18 protein-coding genes are annotated in these 19,297 nt (G+C 70.6%); 9 read left to right on the plus strand and 9 right to left on the minus strand.

Features of this window, described 5'->3' with window-relative positions:
- Nucleotides 1-14: 14 nt before the first annotated feature.
- The gene (locus tag ACH01S_RS43985; protein ID WP_157406341.1) at nucleotides 15-731 is read right to left on the minus strand and encodes a choice-of-anchor P family protein; all 717 of its coding nucleotides are present in this window, start codon (nucleotides 729-731) and stop codon (nucleotides 15-17) included.
- 47 nt (nucleotides 732-778) lie between these two features.
- Nucleotides 779-1,579, minus strand: a complete 801-nt coding sequence (locus ACH01S_RS32950; RefSeq protein WP_067900910.1) for a L,D-transpeptidase — start codon at nucleotides 1,577-1,579, stop codon at nucleotides 779-781.
- Nucleotides 1,580-1,821: 242 nt separating this feature from the next.
- On the opposite strand from ACH01S_RS32950, the gene ACH01S_RS32955 reads away from it, so the two are divergent.
- The gene (locus ACH01S_RS32955; RefSeq protein WP_067900913.1) at nucleotides 1,822-2,370 is read left to right on the plus strand and encodes a YceI family protein; all 549 of its coding nucleotides are present in this window, start codon (nucleotides 1,822-1,824) and stop codon (nucleotides 2,368-2,370) included.
- Nucleotides 2,371-2,438: 68 nt separating this feature from the next.
- On the opposite strand, the gene ACH01S_RS32960 is transcribed toward ACH01S_RS32955, so the two are convergent.
- On the minus strand, nucleotides 2,439-3,818 hold the full coding sequence (locus tag ACH01S_RS32960) for a sensor histidine kinase (protein ID WP_067900916.1): 1,380 nt from the start codon (nucleotides 3,816-3,818) through the stop codon (nucleotides 2,439-2,441).
- 158 nt (nucleotides 3,819-3,976) lie between these two features.
- On the opposite strand from ACH01S_RS32960, the gene ACH01S_RS32965 reads away from it, so the two are divergent.
- The 3 genes from ACH01S_RS32965 (at nucleotide 3,977) to ACH01S_RS32975 (ending at nucleotide 7,343) form a co-directional block, all read left to right on the plus strand.
- Entirely contained in the window at nucleotides 3,977-5,452 is a 1,476-nt protein-coding gene (locus ACH01S_RS32965) for a glutamate-cysteine ligase family protein (RefSeq protein ID WP_067900919.1), read from the plus strand.
- Between the two features lie 75 nt (nucleotides 5,453-5,527).
- Nucleotides 5,528-6,214 (plus strand): response regulator transcription factor, encoded by a 687-nt coding sequence (locus ACH01S_RS32970; RefSeq protein WP_218010480.1) that lies wholly within the window; start codon nucleotides 5,528-5,530, stop codon nucleotides 6,212-6,214.
- Nucleotides 6,215-6,332: 118 nt separating this feature from the next.
- Nucleotides 6,333-7,343 carry a sensor histidine kinase gene (locus ACH01S_RS32975; RefSeq protein WP_246236484.1) on the plus strand — a complete coding sequence of 337 codons (1,011 nt, stop codon included), beginning with the start codon at nucleotides 6,333-6,335 and terminating at the stop codon, nucleotides 7,341-7,343.
- 27 nt (nucleotides 7,344-7,370) lie between these two features.
- Here the strand turns inward: ACH01S_RS32975 and ACH01S_RS32980 are convergent, their stop codons facing one another.
- Together ACH01S_RS32980 and ACH01S_RS32985 are read right to left on the minus strand one after the other, a co-directional pair.
- Entirely contained in the window at nucleotides 7,371-7,955 is a 585-nt protein-coding gene (locus ACH01S_RS32980; RefSeq protein ID WP_067900928.1) for an NUDIX domain-containing protein, read from the minus strand.
- A gap of 4 nt (nucleotides 7,956-7,959) precedes the next feature.
- Nucleotides 7,960-8,709: a GntR family transcriptional regulator gene (locus ACH01S_RS32985; RefSeq protein WP_067900931.1), complete on the minus strand. Its 750-nt coding sequence runs from the start codon at nucleotides 8,707-8,709 to the stop codon at nucleotides 7,960-7,962.
- Nucleotides 8,710-8,860: 151 nt separating this feature from the next.
- Here ACH01S_RS32985 and ACH01S_RS32990 point away from each other — a divergent pair, with 151 nt between their 5' ends.
- Nucleotides 8,861-9,097 carry a hypothetical protein gene (locus ACH01S_RS32990; protein WP_067900934.1) on the plus strand — a complete coding sequence of 79 codons (237 nt, stop codon included), beginning with the start codon at nucleotides 8,861-8,863 and terminating at the stop codon, nucleotides 9,095-9,097.
- A gap of 93 nt (nucleotides 9,098-9,190) precedes the next feature.
- Here ACH01S_RS32990 and ACH01S_RS32995 read toward each other — a convergent pair whose 3' ends face one another.
- A complete protein-coding gene (locus ACH01S_RS32995) occupies nucleotides 9,191-10,510 on the minus strand; it encodes a PucR-like N-terminal domain-containing protein (protein WP_067900937.1) in 1,320 nt (439 codons plus the stop codon).
- 262 nt (nucleotides 10,511-10,772) lie between these two features.
- Between ACH01S_RS32995 and qcrB the strand changes: the two genes are divergently transcribed.
- The 4 genes from qcrB to ACH01S_RS44660 all read left to right on the plus strand — a co-directional run bounded on the left by qcrB (nucleotide 10,773) and on the right by ACH01S_RS44660 (nucleotide 14,347).
- A complete protein-coding gene (gene qcrB, locus ACH01S_RS33000; protein ID WP_067900940.1) occupies nucleotides 10,773-12,389 on the plus strand; it encodes a cytochrome bc1 complex cytochrome b subunit in 1,617 nt (538 codons plus the stop codon).
- 178 nt (nucleotides 12,390-12,567) lie between these two features.
- Nucleotides 12,568-13,056 carry an SRPBCC family protein gene (locus ACH01S_RS33005; RefSeq protein ID WP_067900942.1) on the plus strand — a complete coding sequence of 163 codons (489 nt, stop codon included), beginning with the start codon at nucleotides 12,568-12,570 and terminating at the stop codon, nucleotides 13,054-13,056.
- 653 nt (nucleotides 13,057-13,709) lie between these two features.
- The gene (locus tag ACH01S_RS33010) at nucleotides 13,710-14,063 is read left to right on the plus strand and encodes a PRC-barrel domain-containing protein (protein ID WP_067900945.1); all 354 of its coding nucleotides are present in this window, start codon (nucleotides 13,710-13,712) and stop codon (nucleotides 14,061-14,063) included.
- A 113-nt stretch (nucleotides 14,064-14,176) separates the two neighbouring features.
- A complete protein-coding gene (locus ACH01S_RS44660) occupies nucleotides 14,177-14,347 on the plus strand; it encodes a hypothetical protein (RefSeq protein WP_169809399.1) in 171 nt (56 codons plus the stop codon).
- 997 nt (nucleotides 14,348-15,344) lie between these two features.
- On the opposite strand, the gene speB is transcribed toward ACH01S_RS44660, so the two are convergent.
- The 3 genes from speB to ccrA form a co-directional block, all read right to left on the minus strand.
- Nucleotides 15,345-16,370 (minus strand): agmatinase, encoded by a 1,026-nt coding sequence (gene speB / locus ACH01S_RS33015; protein ID WP_067900948.1) that lies wholly within the window; start codon nucleotides 16,368-16,370, stop codon nucleotides 15,345-15,347.
- 178 nt (nucleotides 16,371-16,548) lie between these two features.
- A complete protein-coding gene (locus ACH01S_RS33020) occupies nucleotides 16,549-17,481 on the minus strand; it encodes a hypothetical protein (RefSeq protein WP_067900951.1) in 933 nt (310 codons plus the stop codon).
- A gap of 391 nt (nucleotides 17,482-17,872) precedes the next feature.
- Nucleotides 17,873-19,282 carry a crotonyl-CoA carboxylase/reductase gene (gene ccrA, locus ACH01S_RS33025; protein ID WP_083981415.1) on the minus strand — a complete coding sequence of 470 codons (1,410 nt, stop codon included), beginning with the start codon at nucleotides 19,280-19,282 and terminating at the stop codon, nucleotides 17,873-17,875.
- Nucleotides 19,283-19,297: the final 15 nt, after the last annotated feature.

Below are 19,297 nucleotides of genomic sequence, written 5' to 3' on the forward strand. Positions count from 1 at the left end.
CCTCCTTCACGGGGTCAGCCGGTGACCGGGAGGTCGCCGGTGATGGGGGTCGGGATCGGGGCCGCGCTGGGCGGGGCGGTCGGCGTGGACGGGGTGCCCGGGTCCGCCGGGTCGGTCGGCCCGGACGGCGGCTGCCCCGGCTGGGCGCCCTTGCCGCAGGTCGCGGAGGCGATGCTGATCGTCTGCGTCTGGCCCGCCAGGGTCGCGCTGACCTCGATGGCCGTGACGGTGAGGTTGCCGTCCTTGTCGCGGACGTGCCGGTTCAGCGTGACCGTCGCCGCGCCGACGCCGGTCAGGTTCACGGTGACGGCCGTGTTCGGCGCCGCGTCCGCCTTCAGGGTGCGGCCGTTCAGGGTCGCCTTGACCAGGTGCGAGACGCCGTTCCCGTTCTCGCACTTGGCGGTGACGAGGCTCGCGCTCAGGCCGAGCTTCAGCAGCCGGAGGTCGGCGACGGACGCGCGGGCGTGGCCCGACCAGGCGGCGGCGTTCAGCAGCCGCGCCTCGACGATCGGGTTCGGCGGCAGCTCGACGACGCTCTTGCGGACGGGCCGCTGGGCGTCCGACGTCACGGCCGGGGTCGGCGGGACGGCGACGGGCCCGCCCGCCGAGATCGCGACGGCCGAGCCGGCGCCGCCGGTGGTCGCGGCCGCGCCGGGGACGACGACGGCCGCGAACGGCAGGGCCAGCGCGCCGGCGACGGCCGCGCACTTCGTGAGTGCCTGCAAACGCACGGTGATTTCTCCTCTGTGTCGGGGTGGAGCTGGGGGGTTGGGGGACGTCAGGCCGTGATGACGACGGGCGTGCCGAGCGGCACCTTGGCGAGGCGTTTCAGGGCGTCGGCGGGCACGCGCACGCAGCCGTGCGTGACGGCCTTGCCGAACACGGACGTGCTCGGCCAGCCGTGGAAAGCGACCGTCCCGGGGCCGCCGCCGAAGGTGTCGAGGGTCGCGGAGTGCGCGCCGACCGGCAGGATCAGCGGGCTGAACGTCGGCTTGGCCGGGGCCAGCGACGCGAGCAGGAACGTCCGTCCGACGGGGGTGGGCGTCTTCGGCGCGCCGACGGCGACGGGCCAGGTCCCGGCGGGGCGGCCCGCGTTCAGGAGGGTGAGCTTCCGGTCGCTGACGTCGACTTTGATCGTCTGGCCGCTGCGGGCGGTCTTCAGGCCGGAGTCGGGGATCCAGCCGGTGACGCCGTTCGGACGGCTCGGCAGCAGCACCCGCTTCCACCCCGGACGGCTCTCCACGACGGGCACCCACGTGTCGCCCTTGAGCTGGGCGGCGGGCAGTTCCGCGACGGCGGGCGCGCCGGGCTGCGCCGACACCGGCGCCGCGTCGGCGGGGTGGACGACCGTGCCGTCCAGCGCGCCGGACGGCGCCGGGTCGGCGGGCAGGTCCTTGAGGGTCGTGTAGGTGGTGGCCTGGGGCAGCTTCCCGCCTGCCTCCGGGGACACCTTGCCGTTTCCGGCGGTCCCGCCCCCACCGCCGCCGCAGCCGGACACGAGCACCGCCGCGACCGCCAGCACGACCGGTATCGCGACCGGTGGTCCGGGCGCGCCGCGCGCCGTGGTTTCGTCGCTCACGAAGACTCCCGATGGTCGTGGACACCGGACGGGCGGCCTCCTCGCCGTCCCACGTCCGCCCGTCCGTGCGCCTCTGTGACCGCTGTCTACGCACGAGCCGGGAATCGGGTTGCACGCCCGGGAACAATCGCGGGTTTGACTTGTGTTTGAACCCTCAACTAACCTTCGACGAGTCGTTGAAGTTTCAAGCACTACGAACCTCGTCGTCCGGTCAGTGCCGTCTTCCACCCAGAGGAGTTCCCATGAGCATCGCCGCCGTCGCGCCCGAGCTGACCACCGGGACCTGGAACATCGACCCCGCCCACTCCGAGGTCACCTTCGTCATCCGGCACCTGATGACCAAGGTCAGGGGCACGTTCACCGAGTTCAGCGGGTCGGTGCAGATCGCCGACGAGCTGGCCGACTCCACCGCCACGGCGGAGATCAAGGTCGCCTCGATCGACACCCGCAACGCCGACCGCGACGCCCACATCCGCACCGCCGACGTGCTGGACGTCGAGAACCACCCGAACATGACCTTCGCCGCCACCGGCGTCCGCGCCGAGGACGGCGAGTACTTCCTCGACGGCGACCTGACGATCAAGGGCGTCACCCGTCCGGTCTCCCTCGCGGTCGAGTACAACGGCGTCGCCGAGGACCCCTGGGGCGGCACGCGCGCCGGGTTCTCCGCGTCCACCACGATCAACCGCAAGGACTGGGGCGTCGAGTTCAACGTCCCGCTGAAGGGCGACAAGGCCCTGCTCGGCGACAAGGTCGAGCTGAACCTGGAGATCCAGGCCGTCCGCGCCTGAGTCCCGCGCCGCACGCGCGTCGAAAAGGGCCGTCCACAGGCTGTGGACGGCCCTTTCGCGTGCCGCGGTCAGCCGCCGCAGCGGCGGCGTTCGAGGGGTTCCGCGTCGAGCGGCAGGCGCAGGGCCAGCCGGGCGCCGCCGCAGGGGGCGTCCTCGACCCGGAGCGTCCCGCCGTGCGCCTGCGCGATCTCGCGGGCGATGGCGAGGCCGAGCCCGGCCCCGCCGTTGCCCCGGCTGCGCGCGGTGTCGAGGCGGGTGAAGCGCTCGAACACGCGCTCCCGGTCGGCGGGCGCGATGCCCGCGCCGTCGTCGGTGACGGTGAGCAGCGCCCGGCCGTCCTCCCTGGTCACGCGGACGGTGATGCGCGAGTCGGCGTAGCGCTCGGCGTTGTCGAGCAGGTTGCCGAGCACCCGGACGAACTGCATCCGGACGCCGCGCACCCGCACGTCCCGCGTCAGGTCCGTGACGATCTTCAGGCTGAAGGCGCGGCGGCGGACCTCCGCGTCGGCCAGCGCGGACAGGTCGACCGGCTCCTGCACGCCCGCCCCGGCGGTGCCGATGCGGGCGAGCAGCAGCAGGTCCGTGACGATCGACTCCAGCCGGTCGGTGTCGCGCAGGGCCGACTCGACGACGGCGCGCAGGTCGTTGTCCTCCGGGTGCATGGACGCGTCTTCGAGGTTCGCGCGCAGCCCGGCGATCGGGGTGCGCAGCTCGTGGGACGCGTCCGAGGCGAACTGCCGCTGCCGCCCGACGGCCCGCTCCAGCCGGTCGAGGGTCGCGTTGGCGGTGCGGGCCAGCTCGGCGATCTCGTCCTGGCCGGGCGGCTCGGGCACGCGCCGGCTCAGGTCGGTCGCGCTGATCTCGGCGAGCTGCGCGCGGATCGCCTCGACCGGGCCGAGGGTGCGGCCGACGATCCGCCAGGTGATCCACGCGGCGAGCCCGGAGAGCAGCAGCACGGCCGCGCCGAGCACGCCCTCCAGCAGCCCGTTGACCAGGTAGGACGGCATCCGCTCCGACGCGTACACGACGACGGAGTCGGGCGCGGTCGAGACCCTGATCGCCTCGGTGACATAGCAGTCGCGGCCGGGCCACGTCCCGGTGCATTCGGTGTAGTCGCGGATCCTCAGGTTGCTCGACGGCCAGAGTCTGCTCACCGGAGGTCTGTCCGTTGCGGCGGGCGTCGCGTTCGCGACGCGGCCGCCGCGCTCCACGACCTGCACCAGGACGCGGCCGCGCGTGTCGTCCGGGATCTGGCCGTCCAGCGACCCGTCGCGGACGCCGCCGCTGGCCCGCCGCCCCTCCACCTGCGTGCCGCGCAGGAGATCCGCCTTGACGGCGCCGCGCACGGCGACGTCCGCGCCGATCGCCGTGATGCCGAGCACGAGCGCCGCGAGCACCGCGGCGACGAGCGTGTCCCTGGCCCGGATGGACCGGGGGCGCATGCGCATTTGGCCCCTCCCCGCTGGAGTTGCCGCTTCCGGGACGGAGCACACACGCTACCGGCCGGTCACAAATCGGGGAGCCGAAAATCAAGTGCCTGGTTTTCGCCTCCCCCCACTGGGACATCCCGTTTGTGACGGTTCCTCCGAAGCACAGGGACGGACACATGGGCAGGGACGTGGCTTCGGTCACCATCAGCGGCGAGGACCGGCGGCGGTACCGCGACAAGGTGCGCAGGTGCCTCGACGTGCTGGCCCGCATGCTGGGCGAATCCCAGTTCGACTTTGAGCGCCCCCATATCGGCCTGGAGATCGAACTCAACCTGATCGACGAGCTCGGCGACCCGCTCATGCGCAACGCCGACGTGCTCAAGGCGATCGCCGACCCGGCCTGGGCAACGGAGCTCGGCCAATTCAACCTGGAGATCAACATCCCGCCGCGCGAGCTCGGCGGGGAAGGCACGGGCGAGCTGGAGGCGGAGGTCCGCGACCACCTCGAGCACGCCGACGACCGCGCGCGGGAGGTCGGCGGCAGGCTCGCCATGATCGGCGTCCTGCCGACGCTGCGGCGCTCCGACATCGGCGAGGAGGCGCTCTCCGCGAACGCCCGCTACAAGATGCTCAACGACCAGATCTTCGCCGCGCGCGGCGAGGAGATGCACATCGCCATCGACGGCCCCGAGCCGTTGCACATGCACACAGACACCATCATTCCCGAGGCCGCCTGTACGAGCGTCCAGTTTCACCTCCAGGTGAGCCCCGAACAGTTCGGCGCCTACTGGAACGCGGCCCAGGCCATCGCGGGCGCGCAGGTCGCGATGGGCGCCAACTCCCCGTACCTGTTCGGGCACCAGCTCTGGCAGGAAACGCGCATCACGTTGTTCGAACAGGCCACCGACACCCGTCCGGAGGAGCTGAAGGCCCAGGGCGTCCGGCCGCGGGTGTGGTTCGGTGAACGCTGGATCACCTCGGTGTTCGACTTGTTCGAGGAGAACACGCGCTACTTCCCCGCGCTACTGCCGCTTTGCGACGACGAGGACCCGCGGGCCGTCCTGGACGAGGGCGGGATCCCCGAACTGGGCGAGCTGACCCTGCACAACGGCACCATCTACCGCTGGAACCGTCCCATCTACGCCGTCGTCAAGGGTCGTCCCCATCTTCGCGTCGAAAACCGCGTCCTGCCCGCGGGGCCCACCGTCGCGGACGTCGTCGCCAACGGCGCCTTCTACTACGGCGTCGTCCGCATGCTGGCCGAGGACGACCGTCCCGTGTGGTCGCGCATGTCCTTCGCCACCGCCGAGGAGAACCTGCACCGCGCCGCCCGCGACGGCCTCGACGCCACCCTGTACTGGCCCGGTATGGGCGAGGTCCCCGCCGCCGAGCTGATCCTGCGCAAGCTGCTCCCCCTGGCCCACGAGGGCCTTGAGCTGTGGGGCGTCGACCCGTCCCGCCGCGACCGCCTGCTCGGCATCGTCGAACGCCGCTGCGTCACCGGCCAGACCGGCGCCGCCTGGCAGATCCGCACCGTCGACACCATCGAGAAGTCCTACGGCGTCCCACGCCACGACGCCCTCCGCATGATGACCCGCGCCTACGCCGACCAGATGCGCGACAACGCCCCCGTCCACACCTGGAGCTTCTAGCCGCACAGGGAGATCTTCACGAGTCGCGCACAAGTCCGGCTCTTCGCGTCCATGACCTGCTTCTAGCATTTGGTCGTGACTGGGAACGAAACGCGCATCCTCGTCGTCGAGGACGAGCCGACGATCGCGCGGGCCGTCGCCGACCGGCTGGCGGCGGAGGGGTTCGCCGTCGAGGTCGCCGGGGACGGCCCCGCGGCCGTCCTGCGCGCCCGCGAGTACGCGCCCCACCTCATCGTGCTGGACGTCATGCTGCCCGGCTTCGACGGCCTGGAGGTCTGCCGCCGCGTCCAGGCGGAGCGTTCGGTGCCGGTGCTGATGCTGACCGCGCGGGACGACGAGACCGACGTCCTGGTCGGCCTCGGCGTCGGCGCCGACGACTACGTGACCAAGCCGTTCAGCATGCGGGAGCTCGTGGCGCGGGTGCGGGCGGTGCTGCGGCGGGTGGAGCGTCCCGCGCCGGAGGTCGACGGCACCCTGGTGCGGATGGGCGCGCTGGAGGTCGACCGGCGCGCCCGCCGCGTGGTCATGGACGGCCGCGAGGTGCACCTCACGCCGACGGAGTTCGACCTGCTCGCCTGCCTGCTGCGCAACCGGGGCGCGGTGCTGACGCGGGCCGTCCTGCTCGAACAGGTCTGGGACTGGGCGGACGCCTCGGGTACCCGCGTCGTCGACAGCCACGTAAAGGCCCTACGCCGCAAACTGGGCCAAGAACTAATCCGCACCGTGCACGGGGTGGGGTACAGCTTGGAGGTCGCATCGTGACCGGAGCGGAGCGAGGATCACGACGCGACCCGCGGGGGTCTGGGGGTCGCCCCCCAGAAAGGCAGGCATCGTGACGGCTGCTGTTGTTGGGCGGGCCTGGGCGCGGTTGCCTCGGCCGTTGGATCCGTTGCGGTCGATCAAGGTGAAGTTCGGCGTCGTGGTCGTGGTGACGGCGTGCGTCGCGGTGCTGATCGTCCTGTGGGGGTACCCGCTCGGGTTCCGGGCGCGGCAGACGATGCCGGTCGGCGTGCTCATCTCGCTGGTCGTGACGCAGCTCCTCGCGCACGGGATGACGGCGCCGCTGCGGGAGATGACGGCGGCGGCGCGGACGATGGCGCGCGGCGACTACAGCCGCCGGGTGCGCGCCACGTCGCGGGACGAGGTCGGCGAGCTGGCGAAGGCGTTCAACCGGATGGCCGCCGACCTCGCCGAGGTCGACCGGCAGCGCCGCGAGTTCGTCGCGAACGTGTCGCACGAGCTGCGCACCCCGATCAGCGCGCTGCGGGCCGTGCTGGAGAACGTCGCGGACGGCGTCACGCCCGCGACGCCGGACGTCCTCGCGTCCGCGCTGGAGCAGACCGAGCGGCTCGGACGGCTCGTCACGCAGCTCCTCGACCTGTCGCGGGTCGAGGCGGGCGCGGCGGTCCTGGACGTGACCGACGTCGACGTCGCCGCGTTCGTCGCGGACGTCACCGCCGAGGCCGCCGCCGGGCATCCGGACGCCCTGTTCGCCTCCGACGTCCCGGCCGGGCTGCGCGCCCGCGCCGACCGCGACCGGCTGCACCAGGTCGTCGCGAACCTGCTGGACAACGCGGCGCGGCACGGTCCGGCGGGACGTCCCGTCACCGTCACCGCGCGGCCGCTCGGCGGGACTGGCGGCCTCGTCATCGACGTCGCCGACGAGGGCCCCGGGATTCCGCCCGAGGAGCGGACGCGCGTGTTCGAACGGTTCTCGCGGGGGTCGGCGTCCGGGCCGCGGGCGGGGACGCCGGGCGGCGGCACCGGGCTCGGCCTCGCCATCGCGAGCTGGGCGACGGAGTTGCACGGCGGCGACATCACCGTCATGGACACGGCGAGCGGGTGCCGGATCCGCGTCGTCATCCCGGCGGGGTTGGGCGAACCCGCGTGACGTTGGCTATTCCGCCTTCGCCTTCGCTTACGCCTTCGCCTTCGCCTTCGCTTCGTGCATGAGGAGAAGCGCGTAGGCGGCGAGGGTCGAGTCGTCGGTGATGCGGCCGTCCCGTACGAGGGTCGTGAACTCGTCCCTGGACATCCACTTCTGCCTCATGTCCTGTTCCTCGGGCTCACGGTCGGCCTGGCCCGCCCTCAGGTCGGACGCTACGAAGACGTTGAAGCCTTGGCCGCTCGTCCCGTGTGAGCAGTTCAGGTAGCCGAGGTGGATCAGATCGCCCGCGCGGAGGCCGGTCTCCTGTGCCAGTTCCAGATGGGCGAGTTCCTCTGGGTCGGCGTCCTGCCGGCCTGGGAGCGACCCCTGCGGGAAACTCCACGTGCGCTTGCCAATGGGGTAGCGGTATTCCTCCACCAAATGGAACCCGTCGTCCTCGACGGGAATGACGAGAACGAAGTCGGGCTTGTCGACGACCCCGTAGATGCCGCGTGAACCGTCCAGGCGCTCGACCTCGTCCTCTCGGACGACCATCCACGGATTCTCGTAGACGACCCTGGTACCGACCTGGCGGACGGCGGGTTTCCCGTCGTCCGTGCCTGGGGCTTCGTTCATTGCTTCAGACTCCCGACCCGTAGCGGTAGACGAGTTCGTGCCGGTCGCCGACCACCACGCGGTGGGTGACCTCGACGACGCGGCCGTCCTGGTCGCACGCGCGGCGCCACAGCGTCAGGACGGGCCGGTCGGGGCCGATGTCCAGCGTGCACTGCTCGTCCGTGCGCGGGAGGCGGCACGTCACCGACTCCTCGAACGTGATCCGGTGCCCGGCCTCCTCCAGGCGGGAGTAGATCCCACCCGGGCCTGTGTCGACCTGGCGCAGAACTGGAATCCGCTCCACCACGTCCAGGATCACCCAGGTCGTCGCCGTCTGAATGGGCGGTTCGCCTTCCACGCCCTGCACGCGTGCCCGTTCCAGTACACGCGTTCCTGGGGGGACGTCGAGTCGCTGGGCGAGCCGTTCGTCCGCCTCCACCTCGGTGACGGTCGTACGGGTGAACGGGATGCGGCCGTCCCGCCTTGCGGAGACGTGGAATCCGCGCCAGCCGCCGACCTGCCGGGTGATGTCGGCCGCCGCGCGCCGCACCCGCCGCGCCGTCCGCACCTGGGCGCCCGCGCCGTGCCGCAACTGGACGAGCCCCTGCTCGGCCAGCATCCGCAGCGCCCGCCGGACGGTCGACCGGTCGGCCCCGTACTCGCGCGCCAGCTCCCGCTCGGACGGCAGCCACGCGCCCGGGTCGAGGTCGCCCTCGACGATGCGGGCCGCCAACGCGTTCGTGATCGCCTGTGCCTTCGTGGGGGGTCGCGGCATTTCGGAACCTGCTCCGGATAGTCCGTTGACCTCACACCGTACAGATCCCACCATTCCTGAAGCCCTCTTGGGTATCCGGAGAGGGCATTGTGGGTGATGCTTGGTCGGCTTATGGTAGACCCACCATAGACCCACCAAGGGAGCCCGCGCGATGTCGGTGATCATGTGCATGCCCGGCTGGCACAACGAGCGCTCGGACGACGGCCTGCGGGCCACCCGGATCACCCCTTTGTCGGATTACCAGCGGTCGAACGGCTGCCTTCAGCAGATAGTCGCGCTGGACGAGGGCGAATTGTGGCTCCTGTGCGACGCCCAGACCCGCTTGGCCGAACGCGTCGCCACCGCCGAACGCCTCCGCCCGTCCTTCCTTCCCCACACCACCCCCTAACAGCCTCCACCTGCGTAGTACGCGGGTCGGGGGTTTGTGGGCGGGTTGGCTTTGGTGGGGCTGGGTTGCCGGGGTAGGTGCGTCGGTGGTGGTTCAGGTGCGGTGGAAGGTGACGACCTCACCCGAGTCGCCCACGGCCGCGTGCGGTGACGGGACGATGCGCTCTCCCGCGTTCTCCGCGAGCAGCGCGCGGGCGCGCAGCACGATCTCCAGGTCGAAGCGCAGGTCGGGGTCGAGGAGCTGGTCGCCGAACAGCTCCTCCAGCTGACGCAGCCGGTACCGGACGGTCTGCGGGTGGACGTGCAGCCGCATCGCGACCTCGTTGGCGTTGCGTCCCGACTGGAGCCAGGCGAGCAGGGTCTCGGCCAGCCGGTCCTGCTGGCTCGGGCGCAGGTGCGACAGCGGGGCGAGGCGCAGCTCGGCGAGCGAGGTGATGAGCCCCTCGTCCTGGAAGAGGATCAGCGTCGACATGTGCTCGACGCAGCGGATCACGCCGCTCTGCCCGCTCTGGTCGTTCTGCCCGCTCTGGCCGCTCTGGTCGCCGTCCGCATCGATGACGCCGCGCTGGACGAGGCACAGCGTCTTGCGCGCCCACTGGATGGACCGTGCCGCCTCCATCAGCGGGACGGTCGGGCCGATGACGGCGAGCGTCCCGGCGAGGGCGCGGTCGATGAGCTTCGCCCGGCCGGGTCCGTCCGGGTCGGGGACGATCAGGCTGGGGGTGCGGCGGGTCAGGTCGGCGAGGACGTCCGGCGGGAACGCGGGCCGGCGGGCGTCCCTGGGTCGGCCGAGCGCGACCGCGGCGACCGTCCGCGGGACGGGCCAGTGCGCGGCGGCGGCGAGGTCGGCGATCGCCTCCCGCGCGGCGGGCGGGTCGGCGAACAGCAGGTCGAGCAGGCGCTTGCGGCGGCGCTGCATCTCGCCCGCGACGGCGGCCCTGGCCTGGGAGTACCCCTCGGCGGCGGCGTGGGCCAGCTCGTCCTGGAACTGCATCAGCACCTCGCCGACGGCGCCGAGCGTCCGCGGGGACACGTGCAGGACGTCCGCGCCCTCGGTGAGCCGCCGCCACGCGACCATGCCGCCGACCCGCATCGCGGTCTGCATGGCGTCGAGGCTGCGTCCCTCACCGGCCTCGCCGCGGCCGATGGCGCGGAAGAAGTCGGCCACCGGGGCGGAGTCGTGGCCGGGATCGGCCACCCGGTCGACGAAGAAGTGGAGCACCCGCTCGACCGCGAGCCGGAGCGTCCCCGAGTAGGAGCCGTCGCCCGGACGGTCGTACTCGCTCACGCGCGTCTGGATCTCCTGGATCATGTCGTCGGCGACCTCGTCGAGGTGCGGCCGCATGTGGTCCGCCAGGTCTCTCGGCAGATCCGCCCAGGGGCGCCCGTCGGTGGTCGAACGCGCGTCCGCCACAGAACCTCCCAGCTCTCGGTCCCGCTGCGTCGCGCGCCACTCACAGTGGGTAAATGCTTACTTATGTGACCCGTGTGGGGCAAATCATGACCCGTGACGTGCCCAGGCGCAAAGTTTAGGTCGACATCCGACCGACTCCGGCCGGACGGCGACCCGCGCGACCGCGCCGCGGGCGGGGTTATCCACAATTCGGGGAGGTCTGGCCGGGCCGCTCGTCCGGTGCGACATTGGAGGCACGAGCGAGCGACGGCGAGGTGGTCACGTGACGGCGGGATCCGGCGACCGGGGGCCTCCGAAGCGCCTCGGCGCGGCGGGCCGGGCCGCCGACGACCGGCTCGGCGGCGCGTCCTTCGCGCGGAAGGCGATGCGCAAGGCGTTCCCCGACCACTGGAGCTTCCTGCTCGGCGAGATCGCCATGTACTCGTTCTTCGTCATCCTGCTGACGGGCGTGTACCTGACGCTGTTCTTCGTCCCGAGCATGAAGGAGGTGGTCTACAACGGGTCGTACGAGCCGCTGCGCGGCGTCCGGATGAGCGAGGCGTACGCGTCCACGCTGCGCATCAGCTTCGAGGTGCGGGGCGGGCTGCTCATGCGGCAGATCCACCACTGGGCCACCGTCATCTTCATGGCGGCGATCCTGATCCACCTGCTGCGCAATTTCTTCACCGGCGCGTTCCGCAAGCCCCGCGAGCTGAACTGGCTGATCGGGATCGTGCTGTTCATGCTCGTCATGCTGAACGGCCTGTTCGGCTATTCGCTGCCCGACGACCTGCTCTCCGGCACCGGGATCCGCATTCTCGAAGGCGTCATCGCGTCGCTTCCCCTGGTCGGCTCCTACCTGATGATGTTCCTGTTCGGCGGCGAGTTCCCCGGGACGGAGATCATCCCCCGCCTGTACGTGATCCACATCCTGCTGATCCCCGGCATCCTGGCCGCCCTGATTCCGTTGCACGCGATCGTCCTCACCTGGAGACAGACCCACACGCAGTTCCCCGGCAAGGGCAGCTCGAACACGACCGTCCGCGGCTACCCCTTCTTCCCGGTCTTCATCGCCAAGACGACCGCGTTCTTCCTGTGGGTCTTCGGCGTCGCGGCGCTCCTCGCGACGTTCTTCCAGATCAACCCGATCTGGCTGTTCGGCCCCTACGACCCCGGCGCGATCAGCTCCGGCTCCCAACCCGACTGGTACATGGGCTGGCTGGAGGGCTCCCTCCGGATGATGCCCGCCTGGGAGATCAACGCCTGGGGGCACACGCTGCCGATGAGCGTGCTCATCCCGGCCCTCGCCGTCCCCGGCGTGCTGTTCACCGGCCTCGCCGCCTACCCGTTCGTGGAACGCTGGGTCACCGGCGACCACCGCGTCCACCACCTGCTCGACCGCCCCCGCGACGTCCCCGCCCGGACGGGCATCGGCGTCGGCGGCGTCGTCTTCTACGGCGTCCTGTGGGCGGCCGGGGGCAACGACGTGATCGCCGACCGCTTCGACGTCCCCCTCTTCTGGACGACCTGGTTCTTCCGCGGCGCGATCGTCCTCGGCCCGGTGTTGGGCTACGTCATCGCATACCGCATCTGCCTTGGCCTGCAGCGGCGCGACCTGGGCCTCGTCCAGCACGGGCTGGAAACGGGCATCATCCACCGCCTACCCGACGGCAAGTACATCGAGGTAGAACGCCCGCTCCCGGGCGACCGCCTGGCCCCCATAACCGACCCCCGTCCACCCCCCGCGGTGCCACTCGATGAGCCCTCCGAGGCGGCCGAAGGCGAGACCGCGCCCGCCTCCCGAACACGCTTGGCCCGCGTCCGTGTAGCCCTCAACCACCACTTCTTACGCGACCTAGCCATCCCACCACCCCGAGACCACAAATCCCTCGACCCCTAACCCCCGCGCCTCCCTCCCGACACCCCGACACCAACGCACCACCGCCCGCGATGCCACACGGTGTCCACGACCCGCCACCACCTGCCCCACCCCACGTCCACGAGCAAGTCCCGGCTGCCGAGAAATCGATCGATACGCACCGCGATGAATCCCGCCCGAGCGGGGAGTCCGTATCGGCATGAGCGACGAACGAAGCGTCCGGACGAGCGCACACTCGATCGAGGTGTCCCGCGTCGTGGACGCGCCCGCCACCGAGGTCTTCCGCTTCCTGCGCGATCCGGCGAACCACGCCGTCCTCGACACGAGCGGAATGGTGCGCGGCGCCGCCCCGGACGCCGCGATCACAGCCGTGGGCGATGTCTTCGTGATGAACATCAGCAACGACATGAAGGGCGACCACCAAGACGAGAACCACGTCATCGCCTACGAGCCCGACCGCCTCCTGAAATGGGCCCCCGCCGAACCAGGCCACCCACCCGCCGGCCACACATGGACCTGGGAACTGACCCCACGCAAAGACGGCCGAACCAACGTGAGCCACACCTACGACTGGTCCCGCTTCACGCACACCGACATGCTCGACCACCTCCCAGTAATCAACGCGCGCCAAATGCAGGAATCCCTAAACCGCCTAGCCAAAGCGCTAACCCCCAAGAGCCACGCCTGACGTCCCACCTCACGGCCCCGCGCACCCACAAGCCGGAGATCGAGCCCGCCGCCGCGCCCCTAGAACCTGCGGACCGTCGCGCAGAACCACACCAATCGCCAGCCCCGGCACCCGCCATGTCCTCCCACCAACCCCGAAAGACCGATCAACCACCACACGATCTGGCCGGCACCCAACCCCTGCCCACCCGCCAACCACCAACCTCCGCCGACCCACCGACGCCCAGGCTTTGCCGACAAAGCCCGCCCGATCTCGCAGATCCACCGTGACCGCCGGGCGAGGCATAGCTGTTGGGCAGCGTGGCTGTTGGGCAGCGTGCCTGTTAGGCAGGGCGTGGCTGTTGGACAGGGCGTGGCTGTTGGACAGGGCGTGGCTGTTAGGCAGCGTGGCTTTGCGCCGGGGGCTATTGAGCAGGCGGCTTTTGAGCAGGGGCGGCTTTTGAGCAGGGGCGGCTGTTGGAGGGGGCGGCTGTTGGAGGGGGCGGCTGTTGGGCCGGGGGCCCTGTGGGGCCCTGCTCGGCTTGGGGGCGGCTGTTGGGCAGGGTTTGTGGGTTTCTTGGTGGTCGGTCGGGTGGGACGGGGTGGCGGACATATATCCCGCGAGCTGGGTAGGTGTCGTGTGACAGGGGTTTGAACCCAAAGGCTGGACATGACATGTGCGAGATCGAGGACATCCGGCAGTGGCGCGGCCATGACGTGCTCGACGAGTCCGGTAGCAAGATCGGGCAGTTGGAGGCCGTCTACGTCGACACCGGCACCGACCAGCCGACGTTCGTGACCGTGCGGATCGGTCTGCCGACCCGGCAGCGGCTGGTGTTCGTCCCGCTGGCCGGGTCGAAGGTGGGGCCGAGGCACGTCCGGGTCGCGCACCCCAAGAAACAGATCAAGAGCTCACCGTCGATCGGCACGGACGGAGAGCTCTTCGCCGGTGACGAACAGGCGGTGTTCGATCATTACGAGCTGCCCTACCAGGCCGCTCCGGACGAACGTCGCCTCGCCCGCCGCTGAGCGGTCATCGGACGTCGCGCCGCCGGGCGCTCTGGGGCCATGTGGCCACGTCGGCCATGCGGGTCACGCGAGCCTCCAGCGGTCGAAGGGCGCGACATGAGGAGGGATTCCACATGGCCTTGTTCCTGTTCATCCTGCTGGTGGCGGTCGCCCTCGGGATAGTCGGCGTCATCGTCAAGGGGATGTTCTACCTGCTCATCATCGGGATCGTGGTGTTCCTGATCAACTTCGTACTGAGCGGCATCCGGATGGGACACAGACGCAGCTCCCGCCCCGCACGCTAAGGACCTCCGCCACACCAGACGCAGCCCACCCCGCGCGTTCCCACCCCGCGCGCATTTTCGGCACGCGCGTATCGTCGGCCCGCGCGCTCTCCCCCGCCGTTCTCGACCCGCGTGTGTTCTCGGGCCGCGTGTGTTCTCGGGCCGTCGTTCTCGACCCGCGCGTTGTCCGCCCGGCGCGTTCTCGTGCTGGGCGGCATTCGGATGGGGCACAGGCGCAGCTCCCGCCCGGCACGCTTGAGGATCTCCACAACGCCAGACGCAGACCACCCCGCGCGTCCTCCGCGCGCGCTCTGGCTCCGCGCGCACTCTTGGCCCACACGTTCTTGCCCCGCGCGTGGTCGGCCCGCGCGCGTTGTCGGCCTGTGCGTTGTCGACCCGCGCGTTCTCGGCCTGCGCGTTGTCGGCCCGCGTGTTGTCCGCCCGTGCGTTCTTGTGCTGAGCGGCATTCGGATGAGGCACAAGCGCAACTCCCGCCCGGCACGCTGAAGATCTCCGCCGCGCCAAACGCAGACCACCCCGCGCGTTCTCGGCCCGGCGCGCGTTCTTGCCCCGCGCGCGTTGACGGCCCGCGCGTGCTCGTCCCGCCGTTCTCGTCCCGCCGTTCTCGACCCGCCGTTCTCGACCCGCGTTGTCCGCCCGCGCGTTCTCGTGCTGGGCGGCATTCGGATGGGACACAGACGCAGCTCCCGCCCCGCACGCTAAGGATCTCCACAACGCCAGACGCAGACCACCCCGCGCGTCCTCGCCCCGCACACGTTGACGCCCCGGGCGTTCTCGGCCCGGGCGTTCTTGTGCTGAGCGGTATTCGGAGGAGGCACAGGCGCAACTCCTGCCCCGGCAGGCTTTGAGGATCTCCGCCGCGTCAGACGCAGACCGCCCCGCGCGGTCTCGGGGCGCGCGTTCTCGGGCCGCGTGTTGTCGGGGCGTGGGTTGTCGGGGGGTGGGTGGTCGGCTTGTTGTTGGTTGGGGCGTGTCCTTGTCGCTGGGTGGTCTTGGGCTAGCGGTCTTCTAGGAGGGGGAGGGTTGGGTCCCAGGTTGTGCCGTGTTGGGTGTCGTGGCGGCGGCGGGCTATGCCGGATAGGGCCTCTAGGACGACCCGGTTTGCCAGGAGGGATGTGATGTCCGCGTGGTCGTAGGGCGGGGAGACTTCTACTACGTCCATGCCGACCACTGGGAGTTCGTAGGTGACGCGGCGGACCGCGTCCAGGAGTTGGCGGGCGGTCAGGCCGCCGGGCTCGGGGGTGCCGGTGCCGGGTGCGTGGCCCGGGTCGCATACGTCGATGTCGACTGAGAGGAAGACGCCGTCGCATTCGTCTACGGCGGTTTCGAACGCCTCGGTGAGGCACTCGTCCAGGCCGCGGGCGACGATCTCGCTCATCTCGTATGAGCGCATGCCCTGCTCGGCCATCCAGGACAGCGTCTCGGGGCCCGGCCAGTAGCCGCGGAGTCCGATCTGCAGGAACCGGTCGCCGCGCAGCGCGCCGGACTCGATCAGGCGGCGCATGGGCTGCCCGTGTCCGACGAGGGAACCGAAGGCGGTGTCGCCGGTGTCGGCGTGCGCGTCGAAGTGGACCATCGAGACGCGGCCCTGGCCGATGTGCTGGGCCACCCCGGCGGCGTCGGGCCAGGCGATCGTGTGGTCGCCGCCCAGGATGAGCGGGATCGTCCCGGTGCGGGCGACGGCGTAGACCGCGGCCTGGAGGTCGCGGACGGAACGTTCCGCGTCGCCGGAGTACATCATCACGTCTCCGGCGTCGTAGACCGTGAGGTCGCCTTGCAGGCCGTCCACCCGGAGGGCGAGGGACGGGCGCGAGCCGTCGTGCGGCAGGTAGCAGCTCTGCCGGATGTGCTGCGGGCCGAACCGGGTCCCCGGCCGGTGGGACGTGCCGCCGTCGAACGGGGCGCCGAGGATGACCACGTCGGCGTCGGCGTAGGTGGACGGGTCGGACCAGGTGCAGTGCGGCACCCCGAGGAAGGTGATGCCGGGGCCGTGCTGCGGCACGTACCGCGCCGTGGACGTCATCTGTGTTCCCCCGCTCCGGTCAGGCGTGCTACTTCGATCTATAACACGGGGGGCCGGGCGTGCCGGTGCCACGGCGGTCCGATCGCGCGGCGGGGTGCGCGATCGTCCGCCGTGGCGCGGCGTCCCGCGTTCAGCGGCGTCCAGATTCAGCGGGACGATTTCAACGGCGGCACCGGCGTCATTGGCGGACGATCCAATGGTCGTTCGCGCCGGTCCGCTCGAACTTCAGCGACGGGCACAGGTAGTCGCTCGGGTTCGGGCTGGCGGTGGGCTGCCACGGCGAGTCGGACGGGCTCGCCGGACGCCAGGCGTTGTTCTGCCGGAGCTGGATGGAACTGCTCTCGAACACGACGTTCTTCGCGTCCTTGCAGTAGTAGGCGTTGCCGGTGCTGGAGTCGCGGGTCGCGTAGATCTCGAAGATGTCCCAGCCGTACTTGAGTTCGCTCGTGTCGGTGCCCGACTTGCTGTAGAAGAGCTCCCACGCCTTGGTCGTCTGGTTGTAGAGGTAGGCCGACCAGGCGTTGCCGCCGCCCGTTTTGACGAGCTGGACGCTGTAGGCGGGATGTCCGTTCACGTTCGAGGTATAGGTCGACATGAAGGAGGCGTCCATTTTCACTTCCTTCTTGGGACCATTGCCGCCGCACCAGTCCCAGGCCCATATCTCATTTCCGACGGTCACCGAGTAAACGGTGGTGATCTCCATGCAGGACCCGGCCGCCTTGATGGTCGGCGTATAGGTGAAGTCCCCGTTGAAGGACACCTTGTAGCTGGTGTCGACGCTCTGCGTCGCCTGCATTCCGTCGTGGCTTCCGGCGGCGGGTTCGACGCCCCAGAAGTGGTGGACCTGCTCGCGCCGCCGGTCCCCCTGCACGCGGGAACGATGCAGTTCGCGGAAGCGCTGAACGGCCGGGGCGTTCTTCGAGGTCGGCGTGAAGGCGTGGGCACCGGCGACCGTGCCGCGCTTCGGGGCGTTCGGGTTCGGCGCGGCGGACGACGCCGCGGACGGCGCGGCGGGCTCGGCGGGGGACACGGAGGAGGCGGACGCTCCGGCGGCGGGGGCGAGGACGCCCGCGCCGAGAATGGCGCAGGCGAGCAGGGTTCGGCGCTTCATTACGCGACTCCTTGCGGCATGGACGGGAGCTGTCGGCATGCGCACTGGCCAAAGCCCGGGACGGGGACCCCTCATGCCGTCCCAAGAATCGCGATTTGTTCGTCCTACAGTCAATCAGTCGTTTTTCAATCCACTTTCTATGCACGTCGAAAGGAATCATTTCGCCTGGGCAGGCGATTACCCGCCGCCCCGGACCACCCGCGGCGGGTCGCTGAATCAACTCGAACACACCGGCTGAAACCATGCGAACACATCTGCTAAGGACGGGCGCGGGCGCGACCAGCCGCAACGATGCGAACTTGCTGGTCGGGGCCGCGCGAGTACGCCGAATGTGCTCAGCCGGGCGCGCCGCCCCGAACGGCGCCGGGGCGCGTCCTCCAAAAACGGCCTTTCAGCGGCGGTAGAGGTTGAGTTCGCGTTCGCCGATGCGTTCCCGGAGGGCCGGGTCGTCCACGCCCTGCCCCTCCGCCGCGGCCCCGCACAGCACGGCGACCTTCCCGACGTGCTGGTTCGTCTGGACGGCCCGGGTCGCCTCGCCCGCCTCGTCCAGCGGGAAGACCTTCGAGAGCGTCGGGTGGATCATGCCGAGGCCGATCAGCCGGTTGACCTCGACGGCCTCGTGGTAGTTGAAGCCGTGCGAGCCGATGATGCTCTTCAGCCGCATCCACAGGAACCGGTTGTCGTACTCGTGCCGGTACCCGGTGGACGAGCCGCAGGTCACGATCTTGCCGCCGCGTCTGGCGACGTACACCGACGCGCCGAACGTCTCGCGGCCGAGGTACTCGAAGACGATGCCCGGGTCCTCGCCGACGAGGCGGCGGATCGCCTCGCCGAGCATCCGCCCGGCCTTCGGGTGGCGCAGGCCCTGGTCGCCGAGGTCCAGGTCGGTGCGGTTGATGACGTGCTCGCAGCCCTGCGACCGGACGATCTCGGCCTTCTCGTCCGACGACACGACGCCGACCGGGATGCCGCCGCCGTTCTTCACGAGCTGCGTCGCGAACGAGCCGAGCCCGCCGGTCGCGCCCCAGACCAGCACGACGTCGCCCTGCTTCATGCGGGCGCCGTGGGCGCCGACCAGCATCCGGTAGGCGGTGGCGGCGCACAGCGTGGTCGAGCCCGCCTCCTCCCAGGTGAGGTGCGCGGGCTTGCGGATGAGCTGGTTCGCCTTGACGATGCAGTACTCGCCGAGCGAGCCGAAGTTCGTCTCGAAGCCCCAGGCGAGCTGGGTCTCGCTCATCATGCCGTCGTCGTAGGAGCCGTGGTCCTCCTCGTCGACGTAGGACGGGGACAGCACGACCCTGTCGCCGGGCTTCCAGCTCTTCACGCCGCTGCCGGTGCGGACGACGACGCCCGCGCCGTCCGACCCGAGGACGTGGTAGGGCAGGTCGTGCCGCGCGCCGTGCCAGCCCTGCCGTCCGAACTTCTCCAGGAACGCGAACGTGGGGACCGGCTCGAAGATCGCCGACCAGACCGTGTTGAAGTTGATCGCGGCGGACATCACCGCGACGACGCACTCGTCCGGCGCGAGCTCCGGCATCGCGACCTCGCCGACGTGCAGCGAGCGGCGGACGTCCTTGTCGGTCTGGCCCTCGAAGATCCCGACCTCGTCCTTGCGGGTGAACGCGGCGCGGAACCGGGTCGGCAGGTCGATGTCGCGCAGCTCGTGGCCGGTCGCGCCGTTCCGGACGGCGTCGAGCAGCGCGTCCGGCGAGGCTGTCCGGGGAGACGCGTCGGGAGCCGAGGTGTTGCGGGAGTTTCGTGGGGGCGCGCCCTCGCAGCGGTCGGAGCCGTTCTGGGCCATGGCGTGTCCTCCGTG

Source organism: Actinomadura chibensis NBRC 106107 (assembly GCF_001552135.1).
GTDB classification, from domain to species: Bacteria; Actinomycetota; Actinomycetes; order Streptosporangiales; family Streptosporangiaceae; genus Spirillospora; species Spirillospora chibensis.